This is a genomic window from Gemella haemolysans, assembly GCF_028308085.1.
GTDB classification, from domain to species: Bacteria; Bacillota; Bacilli; order Staphylococcales; family Gemellaceae; genus Gemella; species Gemella haemolysans_D.
The window spans coordinates 60,381-74,695 of record NZ_JAQMFS010000010.1; the positions used below are offsets into that span (position 1 = coordinate 60,381).

At 30.2% G+C, this 14,315-nt stretch carries 15 protein-coding genes; all 15 read right to left on the reverse strand.

Annotated elements, in window-relative coordinates; translation table 11 throughout:
• Nucleotides 1-13: 13 nt before the first annotated feature.
• A complete protein-coding gene (locus PNO30_RS00735) occupies nt 14-1,162 on the reverse strand; it encodes a hypothetical protein (RefSeq protein ID WP_271986778.1) in 1,149 nt (382 codons plus the stop codon).
• A 14-nt stretch (nt 1,163-1,176) separates the two neighbouring features.
• On the reverse strand, nt 1,177-2,241 hold the full coding sequence (locus PNO30_RS00740; protein WP_271986780.1) for a glycosyltransferase: 1,065 nt from the start codon (nt 2,239-2,241) through the stop codon (nt 1,177-1,179).
• A 26-nt stretch (nt 2,242-2,267) separates the two neighbouring features.
• Nucleotides 2,268-3,224: a glycosyltransferase family 2 protein gene (locus PNO30_RS00745; RefSeq protein WP_271986781.1), complete on the reverse strand. Its 957-nt coding sequence runs from the start codon at nt 3,222-3,224 to the stop codon at nt 2,268-2,270.
• Nucleotides 3,225-3,250: 26 nt separating this feature from the next.
• On the reverse strand, nt 3,251-4,243 hold the full coding sequence (locus tag PNO30_RS00750) for a glycosyltransferase family 2 protein (protein ID WP_271986783.1): 993 nt from the start codon (nt 4,241-4,243) through the stop codon (nt 3,251-3,253).
• Between the two features lie 15 nt (nt 4,244-4,258).
• A complete protein-coding gene (locus PNO30_RS00755; protein WP_271986785.1) occupies nt 4,259-5,050 on the reverse strand; it encodes a DUF4422 domain-containing protein in 792 nt (263 codons plus the stop codon).
• Between the two features lie 19 nt (nt 5,051-5,069).
• Nucleotides 5,070-6,062, reverse strand: a complete 993-nt coding sequence (locus PNO30_RS00760; protein ID WP_271986787.1) for a stealth family protein — start codon at nt 6,060-6,062, stop codon at nt 5,070-5,072.
• Nucleotides 6,063-6,184: 122 nt separating this feature from the next.
• Nucleotides 6,185-6,847 (reverse strand): sugar transferase, encoded by a 663-nt coding sequence (locus PNO30_RS00765; RefSeq protein ID WP_271986789.1) that lies wholly within the window; start codon nt 6,845-6,847, stop codon nt 6,185-6,187.
• A 72-nt stretch (nt 6,848-6,919) separates the two neighbouring features.
• Entirely contained in the window at nt 6,920-7,624 is a 705-nt protein-coding gene (locus PNO30_RS00770; protein ID WP_271964968.1) for a polysaccharide biosynthesis tyrosine autokinase, read from the reverse strand.
• 11 nt (nt 7,625-7,635) lie between these two features.
• Entirely contained in the window at nt 7,636-8,337 is a 702-nt protein-coding gene (locus PNO30_RS00775) for a YveK family protein (RefSeq protein ID WP_271986792.1), read from the reverse strand.
• 19 nt (nt 8,338-8,356) lie between these two features.
• Nucleotides 8,357-9,100 carry a CpsB/CapC family capsule biosynthesis tyrosine phosphatase gene (locus PNO30_RS00780; protein ID WP_271964970.1) on the reverse strand — a complete coding sequence of 248 codons (744 nt, stop codon included), beginning with the start codon at nt 9,098-9,100 and terminating at the stop codon, nt 8,357-8,359.
• Nucleotides 9,101-10,570: an LCP family protein gene (locus PNO30_RS00785; protein ID WP_271964972.1), complete on the reverse strand. Its 1,470-nt coding sequence runs from the start codon at nt 10,568-10,570 to the stop codon at nt 9,101-9,103.
• A complete protein-coding gene (locus PNO30_RS00790; RefSeq protein ID WP_271964973.1) occupies nt 10,551-11,426 on the reverse strand; it encodes a diacylglycerol/lipid kinase family protein in 876 nt (291 codons plus the stop codon). The genes PNO30_RS00785 and PNO30_RS00790 overlap by 20 nt, the downstream gene beginning before the upstream one ends.
• Nucleotides 11,427-11,985: 559 nt before the next feature.
• On the reverse strand, nt 11,986-12,486 hold the full coding sequence (locus PNO30_RS00795; RefSeq protein ID WP_271986795.1) for a DUF4064 domain-containing protein: 501 nt from the start codon (nt 12,484-12,486) through the stop codon (nt 11,986-11,988).
• Nucleotides 12,487-12,551: 65 nt separating this feature from the next.
• Nucleotides 12,552-12,968 carry a hypothetical protein gene (locus tag PNO30_RS00800; RefSeq protein ID WP_271964975.1) on the reverse strand — a complete coding sequence of 139 codons (417 nt, stop codon included), beginning with the start codon at nt 12,966-12,968 and terminating at the stop codon, nt 12,552-12,554.
• Between the two features lie 476 nt (nt 12,969-13,444).
• Nucleotides 13,445-13,819, reverse strand: coding sequence for a hypothetical protein (locus PNO30_RS00805; RefSeq protein ID WP_271986797.1), 375 nt, complete (start codon nt 13,817-13,819; stop codon nt 13,445-13,447).
• Nucleotides 13,820-14,315: the final 496 nt, after the last annotated feature.

A 14,315-nucleotide genomic window follows, 5' to 3' on the forward strand; every position in this document is an offset into this window, starting at 1 on the left:
TTAATATTTTTTACTACTCATTTTGTAAATCTAACCTGGTCTTATAGAATAATGCCGCAATTACAAACCAGAAACTATTGTATTGTGGTAATATCATCAGATCATCTATAATTCCATGTAAAGCAAGTAGAGAGAATATTATATATAAATAGATGTCATTAAGCCTATACACCCTCCACATTACTATCGTCATTCCTAGTATAAATATAACTAAAAATAATAAACCTAATTTCAATAATAATTGAATATATAAATTATCAACATAATCATAAGTTTCTGTTGTAATATACCCATCAACGTCCAAGCCATTACCTACTAATGTTATTCTTTTACCAAGTAGACCATAACCATAGTATTTTAAAGTACTATATCCTAGTGAGAGTCTTCCACCTAAAAATTCATTAATATTTGAGTGCCATTCACTCAGATGGTTGTAACCAATAGTAAAGTACAAGCTAAGCAATCCAGATACTACATATGAGCCAATAAGTATCTTATTCATTAAAACTCTTTTAAATTTAGAGAACAACTTTATTAATATTGTTAAGATAAGAAGTAACATTCCTAATCCAAAAGTAAGCCTTGAATCAGTAAATTCATATAAAGCATAATTTCCAATAATCAAAAACATTAATGTTCTCCATTTTATATTGTCTTTTTCTAAGTATACTTTTAAGAATATTATGTTACATAAAATAGCTGGGCCGAATAACGAATATCTGAATCCAACATACTCTCTCTCTCTTCCACCATCATAAGTTATATAGTTAGTAATCCACCCTAAATAACTACTCACTATAATAAAAATTAATAATACTAAGCTTATTCTATAAGAGATTTTAACTATAGTAGTAGTATTCACATTTCTTGCTGAATATACAAAAAAAGGTAACATAGCATAGTTGTAGCCCATATAATTAAAAAATAATCCACCTATAATTGCTAGAATTATAAACAACGTTAAATCTCTAGAATTAACTTTAAAATCAATAACTTCCTTAAGTATCAACATTACTAACACAATTATAATTAATAAATTACCAAATACATTGATGTTTTTTGAATAAAACGAAGTATCTAGTAGATTGTACCCCAAATATATACTGTATGCAAAATAAAATAAAAGATTCTTTAGGGAACCTTTCTCTAATGTTATCTTCATAGCGTCCCCCTACTCTATTTATTACTATTCATATTATCTAAACACTTCTGTACTGCTTTTTTATAGTAATATCCATTACGAAGTTGCATACCTATTTGAATAGCATTATTTTTCAATTCAGTATAGTCACTATCCGAGATATTATTAATTACATCATCAATTTCTGTTAAACTTTCAACTAATATACCTGCTTTATGTTTTTCTATAAAATTAGACATTGCCGCTTCTTTCCAAATGATAACTGGAATTCCTGCTGATAAATATAGGGACGTTTTATGCGGATTATTGTATCTTAAATAGTTTCCTGTATTTCCACTACAAGTATCTAAACTGTCTCCATCCCATACTAATCCAAACTTACCTTCTAATTTTCCTGGCAATTCATCAGGTTTAAAACTTCCAAAATACTTTATATTATCGCCTAATTTAATATTTTTATCCATATAAGGACCATACAGATTTAACTGATAATTAAAAGTATGTTCAATTAATTTATAAATATAGGGACTTTTCTCAGGAAATAAATTTCCTGCAATTGCTAAGGAATTACTATAATAGTTATCTTTCATTTCTAATGAACTAATATAATCGAATATTTCTAAACTTACTAGTTTGTCTTCGGAGATTCCTCTATCAATAAGATACTTCTTCATTTCATCGTTATGACAAATAATTTTATCAAAGTTATTCAATAATTCATTATCTGCAATTTTATGAATTGCATCATTATACATATATGATAATTTCCTTAAACTTTCTAAATCATGAATAACTACAATGAATTTTGCTTTCTTAATTTTCTTTATCCACGGAATTATTTTATTTGCTATCCTAGTACCGTTAGCTGGGTGTTGATAAACAAGAACATCTCCTTTCCCTAGTTTTGCAAATACTTTCCCCCATTGAGAAATACCAACAGTCAGCATCCATAACTTTCTGTGTAAATCACCTTTATTGGGAGGTACTTTAAATCCTATGCTTTTTCCTCCTAATTCCTTTGTAAATTCATAAATATCATTAGGTGCCTTAGGCCCAGCAGTTTCTTCTGTTCCATTATGCATTTTTATATAATATAACATTTATAACTAGTCTCCTCTCAATCAACTTATTTCAACAAATATTTAGCTCTGATAACTATGCCCAGAAGTCCAATTTTATATAAAATATATTTTAAATATCTAGGTTGTTTTAATAATCTATTAAAGTTTACTTTTTCTTTAATAATTTCACTTTTTATTTTCGCAAAAAGTTCTGCATCCTTGTCAGTAGATTTCAGATAATCTATATATAGCTGAGACATCTCTACTTTATACCAAGCTACTATATTCGAAGCATCTTTACCTCTATCCTCTAAGTATTTTTTACTCGCGCGATATATTTCATTTGCCGATAAATAATGATCTTTTATATTTTTCATAGTAATTGTATTAGTAATTGCACCTTCATTTCCTTTCCAATAATAGTAAAGGAAATAATCTAAACCTACTACTTTTTTCATGTTTAGAAATAATCTATGCATTATTTCTAAATCCTCATAGTTTCTTCCTTCTAAGAATCTATTATTATTAAATACTTCTGTTTTAAAAATCTTTGTCGTTACAAAAAAGTCATATCTACCTAAGAAAGATGCATCTATATATTGACTTACATCCATATCTTTAGGATTTTTTTCACCTTTTTCAACAACTTTCTCTTCCGTAAGATATGTTCTCTGAAATGAAATCATATCGTAATCTTTTTCTAGGTACTCATTCAGTACTTCTAAGGTATCTAAAGCCAACCAATCATCTGAGTCAACAAAGAATATATAATCTCCTTTTACACTATCTAAAGCTACATTTCTTGCAGAAGATAACCCCCCATTTTCTTTGTGGATTACCCTAACCCTACTATCGATTTTTGCATATTCGTCACATAATGCAGGACAATTGTCTGGACTTCCGTCATTTACTAAGATAATTTCAATATTTTTGTATGTTTGATTTAATACACTATCCATACATCTTTTCAAATATTGTTCTACTTTATATACAGGTACTATTATACTAACTAACTTATTCACAATATCAGGCCTACTCTCCTTTTTTACTATATTGTTTTCCCACTAATTTTACTTAAAATATATAATACTTTACTTCCTAAACTATAGTTTAGTGTAAATAATATTAAAATTACTTTTCTTGAAAATGGCAAGTACTCTGATAATAATTGTTTATTTTCTCTTATACTCTTTAATAATTCTTTTATTTTCTTATCGTATTTTTTCAAATTATCTTTCTTATTATCTGCTAAAGCTATTCTACATAATAAATTGAAGTCTATTCTTTTTCTATTTATTACGGCATATTTTAAGAAATTTTGATTCTCGTATGCTCTCGACTCTTCTACAATTGTATCCCAAATTTTCTCTAAATCAAAATCTTTATCTCCAAATTTTGCTGTTAATCCATTGTCATTAATAAAATAATTGTATGTTACTCTATTACTATAGAATATACTTTGAGCATTTTTCATATATCTAAATGTTCCTAAAACATCTTCAGCGAATAGACCAACTGGAAACTCAACACCTTCCATTATTTCTCTTTTATACAGTTTTGACCAGGCGTAATATTCAATAGAATTCCCATCTATTTTAAAGAATTTTTTCGCATATTCTTCTTGCGTCAGAACCTCTTCTGTTAGACTATCAGGTTGAGAAGTTTTTTCTTGATAGCCTTTAGTTCTTATATTATTTGTAACAACCATATCTACATTATGTTTTTTCATAGAATCAACATAATACTCAATCGCATCTGATTCTAACCAATCATCTGAATCAACAAAAGTAACTGCTTCACCATTTATGTGTTTCAGTCCTGTATTCCTTGCAGCACTTAATCCTCCATTTTCTTGATTGATAAGAGATATATTCTCGTATTTTTTCTCATATTCCTCACAAATATCACGAGAATTATCCTTTGATCCATCATTAACTAATATTATTTCTATATTCTTATATGTTTGATTGATAATTGAATCTAAACAACGCTTAAGATACTTCTCAACATTGTACACAGGGACTATTACACTTACTTTCAATTTTATACCCTCTTTCTAGAAACTTTCTTTATATTTCTTTTTGAAAAACTTCGCTTTTAAAAATGCTCCACCTTTTTTTAACCAATCCACTTCAAATGCATCAAAAAATGGTACTTCTTTAACTTTATATTTTTTCTCTTCTAACCAAACATTGAATAGAAGCTCACTCACTCTTCCAAATAATCTTGCTTCGAAAGCCGTAAGATTAAAAACATCTATTCTATTTTGTAATTCGAATAAAATTGGGAATAACCACGAACAATATTCATCAAGTAGTTCTTTCTTCATAATAAACATATTGAACATATGTCCACTAGTTTGTTTCATGACTTTATCGAAAGCCTTAATATACTCAGGACTCATCTCCGAAATTATATCTCTCGTTTTATCGAGATGACTACCATCAAATGTATTTGCATAATGATTGTAAAGTGTTTCAATATAATATTTTCTTAATTTTGGAACTAGTATATCTGCTTCTTTCAAGTACTCTTCTGTTCTTTTTCTATCTAAAACTACTTCATTTATATCCATACCATCTTTATATTTCACTTTTTTAGTACTAAAATATCTACGATAGTGATCTAATCCAATATACTCTGCATCTAAATTTTTCCACGCCCAATATACACCTGTTAATTCACAAAAGTAAGGATTTAAACATGATATATTTTCACCAATATTGTCTTTTTGATAACCTAGTTCCTCTTTACCTTCAGCTCCAACATGAACAGGTAGATATATCTCATCCTTTGGCACAATAAACTCCTTGTGAGCTGCTATTAATATTTTTATATCTTTATTCATTTAATCTCCTTTGCTTTCTTTATTTTTCAAACTCAGATTTATTAGGATATTTCTGATTAAACTCTTTTAGCATTACATCTCTTACATATCCAAAATTTTCTACTTCACTATCATTTAAACAAATCATCTTGTGCGTAGAATTTCTAATATCTTGAATAATTTCTTTATAATCCATCATACTATATGAATTACCTGTATTTATACTTCGAGGATAAAATTCCCCCTTGGTCAACTGCCAATATCTAATCAACCAATGACTTATTCCCTTACTACTTCTGAATTTATAACTATAATTTTTTTCAAACAAATCTTTTTCTAATTCATAAACTTCTTTAAATATAGATTTCTTATACGATACAGGTATGTGATCATCATAATATCCTAATATATTTTTCCAAGGTAATAAGAAAATATTTTTTATCATGTGTTTCCCATATTTAAATTTATAAATTTTAGAGAGTGAATTTTTTAAAACATGTCTAGAATTATAATACTTGTTTACTATTTCTAAATTATTCAATATTACATGCTCTATACCTGTACCTTGCGATTTAATAGGCTCAAATACACCAATATCACATGGTAATCCATTTTTGAAGAAGTCCTCTTCTTTTACATCTCCATTTAAAAACATGTCATCATTAAACAAAACAAAACACTCTGACAATTCTTTTATTTTGTGAATATTTAACTCTATAACATTAGAATTATACGTCGGTAAGTATTTCTCATCTATATAATCACCGTGCTTAATCACTACCAATTTTTCATTTTCTAAATTTAACCACTCAGGAAGATGCCCTTCAGTTATAAAATAAACTTTGTTTACCCACGGAGCATGTTTTTCTACTGCTCTAAACCAATATTTCATGAACCCCCAATCACGGTACCTCAGATTGTCATTTAAGTCTACATTGATACTCATTTTGTCTTCATAGTATTGTTTTTCTTTTCTCCAGTTTTCATCATTACTATCTACCCACGTAACAACAAAATCTATTTTTTCACACATTTCGTAGACTCCTCTCTTCCTTTTTTCTGTTTTTTATGGTATCATATCTTTATTACTCATTTAAGTCTGTGTTTTAGTTTGGCGACGAAACACAGTCTTTTTTATTTAACTACTTATTTATTTTAATACGCAGCATCTCTTGTTATTATCCTCTTCAATTCCAAGAAAAATATTTTTATATCTAATTTTAATGAACAATTATCCACATAATACAACTCTACGTCACATCTTTCTGGATAACCTACTTCACTTCTTCCACTAACTTGCCACCAACCTGTTGCTCCAGGTTTAACAGATAAAAATTTCGGAGCTCTCTCACCATATTGAAGCAACTCTTCTGCTATAACAGGCCTAGGTCCTATAAAACTCATATCCCCTTTTAGGATATTAATAAATTGTGGAATCTCATCAATACTATGCTTTCTTATGAATCTGCCTAATCTAGTCATCCTTGGATCTTCTTCCGGAAGCAGTTTATAACTATTTTCTATATATTTTTGATAAAGTTTCGGATCTTTTTTTAAAATTTCTTGAGCATTCTCTACCATAGATCTATATTTATAAATTTTAAATCTTTTGCCATTTAAACCTATTCTTTCCTGAGAGAAAAATATTTTTCCTTTATTCTTACCGAAACTATAAAAGATAGCTAGGATGATAGTAACTATTACCAATACTATCACCCCTACTAATGCTATAGATATATCAAATACTCTCTTGAAAAATAAATAACCGGCTTTATTTCTTACTCCCTCGAACTGATTATTAAATAAGTTCTCTTCCATTTTATTTATTTTCCCTCCTTATTATTTCTTCTAATATAATACATCTTGTTCTCCTCTTATATTATATATGATTTATTTTTTATCTTTATTCCCCTTTATTCCGTAACTACCATAGTGACCGTAGTAACCACCATAACCAAGTTCATTTGAGTTAACTTTGTTTAAGATTACACCTAAGAACTCTGCTCCACCTTTTTCCAGTTGTTCCTTAGCTTTTTCTATACTTTTCTTCTTAACGCGATTTGCTTCTACTAACAGAATTACTCCATCAGTCTTAGGAGCTACGATAGCTGCATCGATTACCTGACCAACTGGTGGTGTATCGATAATTACATAATCATAATATTCTCTGAACACCTCTATCATAATGTTGAAGTTTTTATTTTGTAATAATCCTGTTGGGTTTGGCGGTACTTGTCCTGCAGGAATAACGTTCAGATGCTCCACATCAGTCTCATAAATAACATCTTCAATTGGAGATACTCCTGATAGATAGTTTGATAACCCGCTAATTTTATGTTTAAACTTAAAACGACCTGCCATAACTGATTTACGCGTATCAGCATCAACTAACATAGTTTTTAATCCTAGCTTCGCTAATGAGATTGCTAAGTTAGTCGATACAGTACTTTTCCCTTCATTTTCTGAAGTTGATGTAATTGCAATTACTTTTTTATCTTTTCCTAAAAATTGGATGTTTGTACGTAAGGCATTATAATACTCTTCATTTTTAGGATCAACTATTTTTTGGTTTGTTAGTAAATTAATTTGTGCCATGTATTTTCACCTTATCTCTTTCCTGTTTTTGTGTCTGGAACTACACCTAAAAGTACTAATCCCATTGTTTCTTCAATATCTTCTGCTCTCTTAACTCTGTCATCTAGTAATTCGAATAATACTACTCCCGCTACTGCTAAGATAAATCCTAATGCTGTCGCTAAGATTGCATTCTTAGGAATATTTGGAGAACTTGGTGAAGTAGCTGCTTTTGCCTCTTCTAGTGTTGTTACATCATCGATTTTTGTTACTTCCTTAATTTGGTCTGCTGAGATTTCTTTTACAATATTCGCTAAATCACTAGCTACTTGTGGATCTTTGTCTTGAACAGTAATTGAGATGATACGAGTATCTTTCGGTGCATCTACACTAACTTTTTTTGCTAGTTCTTTCGCTGTAAGTCCTGTTCCACTTTTCTCTGCTGAATCTTCCATAACTTTGTTAGAAAGAATGATTTCTTTATAGTCTTTTACTAATAGTGATCCTAATTGAACATCTTGAGTAGTAATTGCTTTTCTCTCATCTTTCGTTTGGTTAACAACATATACTTTCGTAGTAGAAGTATATTGTGGTGTTACTATGAAAATACTAACCGCAAGTGATAAAGCAGTAAATAATAGTGTCACTAATACTATTAATATCTTCTTCTCCCAAATTCTTCTTAACAGTAGCATAATATCTAACTGTATTAAATCTTTTTCTTGATTATCCATTGTGTTGTTTTTCCTCTCTTTATATTATTTTATTCATTAATAGTTTTTCTTGATTTTTTTCAAATAGTTCATAAGCTATTGTTGGTCCGTATTTTTTCTCGATAATATCGTATGCTTCTTTCATAAATGTTCTACGAGAATCCATATTGTGCATGTCGCTTGCGATGAAGTGAACTAGCTCTTGGTCTAAGTATTTCTTAGCACGTTTTTTGTAATGTTTATGTTTATCACCAATAAGCTTTGGTTTAAGAACACTAGCTGCATTAACCTGGATATAAGCACCCATGTTAATTAACTCTTGTACACCTTTTTCGTCTACATCGTTGTACCTTTCAACGTGTGCTACTACTGGCGTTAACCCTAGTAAGATTATCTTGTTCAGTGCTCTATGAATTTCTTTATAACGCATTTCATAAGGGAATTCAACAAGTACGTAGTCTGTTTCTGCTAATCTTGGGTATTCCCCACTTTCGATTTTTTCGATTTCACCTTCTTTGTAGTAGACTTCACTTCCTAAGTAAACTCTTAGGTCTTCCGCTACTTCAGCAGCGATTCCTTCTACTCGTTTGAAGTTTTCTCTAATTATTTCTATGTCTGTTTCGAACATTCCGCGTCTTCTATGAGGTGTTGCGATAATAGTTCTGACACCTTGTCTGTAACTTTCTTCTAGTAAATCACGAGTATCTTTTTCAGTTTTTGCTCCGTCATCTACTCCGAAGACTACATGGGAATGTATATCTATCATTCTAATTCCGTCTCTCATCTACTTACCTTCCAATACATCTTTAATATTCGCTGTAACTTCCGCTAGACTTTTATCGTCAATTTGCATCATGTACAGTTGAGCTCCTGGCATCGCGTATGATGGTAAGCCCATACTTCCAGTACCAGTCAAAGCTTGAGAAGTTACGTTGTAATCTTTACCTGCACTAAGTTGTTCATTCGCAAGTCCCATAGCTGTCTCTATAGGCATATTCGTCTGGATTGACTCACTCAAGTCTTTAATAACGCTTTGATAGTTCGCTAATCCTTCTTTCGATGTCAGTTTTTTAATTATCGCTGTAATAACCTTTTCTTGGTTTTTACCACGATCATGGTCTCCACCAGTAAGACTATATCTTTCGCGTACAAATGAAAGCGCCATATCAGAATCCATATGTAATAAGCCTGGTTGGAAGTTTTTACTTCCAATATGCGATACAAATGCTTGATCATTGTAAACATCTACCCCACCAACAGTATCAATCAGTTTTAGGAATGATGTGAAGTTAAGTCTTGCATAATAATCAATTTTAATACCGTAGATATTCTCTAATGTATGAATTGATGATTCTACACCGTATAATCCTGCGTGCGTAAGTTTGTCGTATTGATTATTACCACCGTCTGCAATCTTCACATATGAGTCACGTGGTGTTGTAGTTAATAAGATTTTTCCAGTTTTTTTGTTTACTGTCATAATAATATTAACGTCTGAACGACTAACACTTGATACTGGTCCGTATGTATCAATACCACTTACATAAACATTGAACACATCTCCAGCATTTTGTTTTGCTTTAGCATTTACAGTTTTTGTTATTTTGTATGAGTATATTACTTTTGTTTTATCTTTAAAGTCTTGATGTTGACTTGTGATTAAGTCTTCAAACGAGCTGTTTAGCACCATTGCTCTAGCTGTTCCCGCTGTTAGTTCTTCATAAGCTGAGATGTAGTTTTTCGACTCAGAAAGATTTAAACTTTGTTTTTCTTTGTCTCTAATCTCTTTCATCAGCTTATTGATGTTTTCTCCATCTGAAGAAACTGGCGCTGATACTGTAGCATCTTTTAGGTCAGCTAGTTTTTCTGCTTTATCATCTTTTAAGACTACAACACTCATAGTATACTCACTAACTGCTGCATTATTGTTTAAATTATCGAATAAACCAATCGCTGTTCTAAATTGCATGTATGAGAATATCAAGGCAATATTCATTATTACTAGCATTATTACATTAAATATTTTTGCTTTTTTCTTGATTATTAAAAATATCGACAGTATTATCGCTGCGATTATTACTCCAATTATCGCATAGTTAATTCCTCTAAAATTAAGGAAGTCGTATTTTAACATTGTCCAACTTACCAATCCACCGAGTATAATCAGTAAAGCAGCTAATATACCATTAACTATATCGAAAGCTCCTATACCCGATTCGCTTCTAGCATTACGGCTACTTGAATTTCTTCTCATTATTTTTTATCCTCTTTAATTTATAAAATTTACTAAGACAGCTCAGATTTAATTGTTCCTCACCGTTTATTGATTCTCCATCAATCTGAAAATATTTCTGATTTGTCGTTACTGTTAATGCGTTCGCAGTTAAATGCTTAACTCTCTTTAGTTTATTGTGTTTTTTAAGAAGTAAACAAAGGTAATTATAGATAAACGTTAGAATATTCATGTTTTCCATTATCATAATGTGGAGTTTACCATCTTGACCCGTGGCCGTTTGTGAAAACTTTATCCCACCACCTTCATAAGGTTGAATCATAATATTTAGTAAATATAAACTATCAGTATCTATTTCACCAGAGTCCCACGATATTTTTGCCTTATATTTTTTCAGCATGAAAATACCTATTACTCCTTGAAGAAGATAGATATACTTGCCTAAATATTTCTTTAACTTCGAGCCATTCGCTCTTTTTATTATGTCAGCATTAAAACCGATATCTAATCCCGAACAGAATTTTCTATCGTTAACAACACCTACATCATATTCTATAAATTTCTTTGAATCTAATAATTTACTTATTTCAATAGTTTTATCGAACTTTATAGATCTCGCAAGATCATTACCAGAGCCATACGCAAGATAAATGAATTCTTTCCCGTGATAGTTATTTACTACCTCATTAATAGTACCATCACCACCGATGACAATTAATTCATCACCGCGGATTTCATTCATCAAGTCACTTGCATTCTTATTTTTAGAGGTTTTCAGTACCTTGTACTCTAGCTTTTTCCTCTTTAAATCACGCTCTATTTTTTCAAGTTCAACAAGACTTTTTTTACTCCTAGAATTAACAATTATTTCAATCATATTACGAACCTATTCAAAAATACTTCATTCTAACAATTATACTACAAAAACAAGCATTTATCAAAGATTTATCTGTTTTAAAACGCTTAAAACAATAGATTATTTTACTTACTTTAAGACTAATTCTGTTATTATAATTTTCGTGTAAAATACTCCCTAAGTGAATTATTTTTTATATTAAATAATTTGAAAATTAATTTTAATTTTTATAAAAACGGAACCCTTCAATATCTCTTATTTACCAAGTTATTTAGATAATTAGAATATATAAATGGTTTCTAGATTAATATTCAAGCATCCCCCCTTAGAACCAGCTTCCTTATATTTTCACTAAAAAATAGCCAGCTAATAATACCTATAAAACATCTAATTAAAATACTTGATCAATCGAAGATTTTATGAGCCAACTTTTCTAGGTAAAATCTCAGATAATGCCCAATTTATGATTTTTGGCATAAATAAAAAACTATTCTATCGATATTTTGACGAAGATATCTAATCTCCGACAACTTTCAAATCAATAGAATAGTATATTTTTATTAAATACAGGAAGTTACTCTTACAGGTACTCTAATCTGTCAATTTCTGGCTTTTCAGGTGTTTGTGTAAAATCTGTATCGACTGGATTTTTAGGCGCTTTTCTTGCGAATAACATAATCGCCACGATAAAGTATAGTAAGTATACAGGAAGTAGTATACCAACTGTCATTACTCCGATTACAATCGCTGAGATTAAGAATAAAATTCCTGAAACAATTCTCGCTTTCATAGTAAATGACGCTATTAGTGCTAATAATAAAGCTACAATCGCAACTATTGTATAAACTTTCACCAATAATACAAGTAACGATACGATGTCTAAACCTGAACTTTTTAACAATGATTCAACTCCTGGATCTTGTAATAAGTTATAAAGTATAGGTTCGAATTCTTTTTGTTTAAATGCAGTCGCTAACTGACTAGAAAATGCCCCAAGAGATAGTAATCCTGTTATAAGTATCATAATAACATTCGCGATCCACGCTAATATTTTTTCAACTTTTCTGCTAAATGGTTTCATAAAGTTCTCCTTTAAATATATATATTGATTAGATTATACCACAAAACACTTAGAATTAGTAATATTTAACCTTTTCTAATAAATAACATAAAAGCGACAATAAAATACAATAAGTAGACAGGAAACGCAACTTCTGTCGCCATCCCAGCAATCATAAGAGCTAAAAATAAAAATAACACACCTGAAAAAATTCTATGTTTCATATTGAAAGTCGCTAATAATGCTATAAGTGTTGATAGTAAGACTGAAAATTTAATAAGTTGTACAAATATTTCAATCATTCTATAATACTCCATTCTTGTGTGAAGTAAAAAAGTTTCTACAAGGCTAGAAGATGTAAACCTGATAAATTCAGGAGTTAAAAACATTCCTTCCAGCAGTCTATCAAAAAAACCTGTGTACATCAAGACTACCATTGAAATTAATATTATATTCGCTATCCAAGCTAAAGTTTTTTCTATTTTTCTGCTAGATGATTTCATAAACTTCTCCTTTATTTCAATTAACAACTAAATTATATCATAAAGCGAAGATAATTTATTTAACTTTAACCACTCTTACAGAAAAATTTACAAGTGATTCGATCTAATATATGGATGTATTTCCAACCCCATTTTCCCTTGTCTTAAATTTTTTTTTGAAATTATTACTAATATTCTACTTAATCCTATATAAAAAACCTAAGTAGCAACATTAATATCAATTCCCCACACTGGTGTTCCCAGCTTAAAGGATTCATATCAAATACTACTTAGGTTTCTATTAAAATTTTTTCGCTTCTGCCCCGGAATTGGCTGTGAACTATTCGGTTGTGAACCTTTTTAAGTTACGAACCTATTTTAGCTATGAAGTCTGATTCAACCTCAAGCATATTTAGCTACGAGCCTACTTGACTGCGAACCTGATTTGTACGCAAGATTAGTTGGCTATGAGCTTAAATTCTTAAAACCCTTAAATACTATCTTCCACGACGTTTTGCTTGTGGAGTAGCTTTTCTTACAGGTTTGTGGTTTTGTTGAACAACAGGTCTGTGTGCTGCCGGTTTTTGAGCAACTGCTGTTGGTCTTTGAACAGCTGGTTTTTGAGCTACTGGTCTATGTACCACAGCTGTAGGTCGTTGCGCTAGTTTGTGTGTAGTCACTACTGTAGGTTTGTGGTTTATCACTACTGTGTGGTTTGTAGTAGAAGAGTGACTTACAGAACCTGAAGCAACTAATTTTTTATGAACTTGAGTTGTAGCTACTACGTGAGCTTGAGTTTGAGTAGTTACATATGCATATGTTTGAGTGTACGGTTTGCTAATTTGACTAGCTGGTTTTTTAGTGAAATACACTTGATATACTAATTCTTGATCGTAGATCTTGTTAGCTGCGATTTGATTTTTACTTTCATTAGAAAAATCACGTTTTGAAATATTGTATTCATTAGCTAAGTTTTTAGGTAGAGAAATTGTTGCAAATACGTTCTCATCTCCTGATAATTTTGCACTTTCTGCTAATTTTTTGTTAGTCCCTTCTTCAAGGTAATCAACTCTTACGTTGATTTTTTTTGTTTGCAGCTTCTACTTTTGCATCATTCACGTTAGCAAATGAGAAAACTAGTAATGCTGGTAATACTGCTTTTAAAAGTTTTTTAAACATAGTTTCTCCTTAATTCGTTTTTTTCGGAATTGATATCTAATATAAATACGTATCTTTACCGGAATTATTAATATCATAAATAGAAATTTACGTCAATCATTTTTTAAATAAATTTTATTATTTTACAAAGTTTTATACGTATTAAAAATGTCTATTCACCATTGATTAAAACCTAACTTAAAATATACT

What these genes read in the sequence shown, in the direction of transcription:
- PNO30_RS00760 (WP_271986787.1), bottom strand. Translation starts at nt 6,062, where the DNA reads ATGTGTGAAAAAATAGATTTTGTTGTTACGTGGGTAGATAGTAATGAT.
- PNO30_RS00785 (WP_271964972.1), bottom strand. Translation starts at nt 10,570, where the DNA reads ATGAGAAGAAATTCAAGTAGCCGTAATGCTAGAAGCGAATCGGGTATA.
- PNO30_RS00740 (WP_271986780.1), bottom strand. Translation starts at nt 2,241, where the DNA reads ATGTTATATTATATAAAAATGCATAATGGAACAGAAGAAACTGCTGGG.
- PNO30_RS00795 (WP_271986795.1), bottom strand. Translation starts at nt 12,486, where the DNA reads ATGAAACCATTTAGCAGAAAAGTTGAAAAAATATTAGCGTGGATCGCG.
- PNO30_RS00765 (WP_271986789.1), bottom strand. Translation starts at nt 6,847, where the DNA reads ATGGAAGAGAACTTATTTAATAATCAGTTCGAGGGAGTAAGAAATAAA.
- PNO30_RS00770 (WP_271964968.1), bottom strand. Translation starts at nt 7,624, where the DNA reads ATGGCACAAATTAATTTACTAACAAACCAAAAAATAGTTGATCCTAAA.
- PNO30_RS00735 (WP_271986778.1), bottom strand. Translation starts at nt 1,162, where the DNA reads ATGAAGATAACATTAGAGAAAGGTTCCCTAAAGAATCTTTTATTTTAT.
- PNO30_RS00800 (WP_271964975.1), bottom strand. Translation starts at nt 12,968, where the DNA reads ATGAAATCATCTAGCAGAAAAATAGAAAAAACTTTAGCTTGGATAGCG.
- PNO30_RS00755 (WP_271986785.1), bottom strand. Translation starts at nt 5,050, where the DNA reads ATGAATAAAGATATAAAAATATTAATAGCAGCTCACAAGGAGTTTATT.
- PNO30_RS00775 (WP_271986792.1), bottom strand. Translation starts at nt 8,337, where the DNA reads ATGGATAATCAAGAAAAAGATTTAATACAGTTAGATATTATGCTACTG.
- PNO30_RS00780 (WP_271964970.1), bottom strand. Translation starts at nt 9,100, where the DNA reads ATGAGAGACGGAATTAGAATGATAGATATACATTCCCATGTAGTCTTC.
- PNO30_RS00790 (WP_271964973.1), bottom strand. Translation starts at nt 11,426, where the DNA reads ATGATTGAAATAATTGTTAATTCTAGGAGTAAAAAAAGTCTTGTTGAA.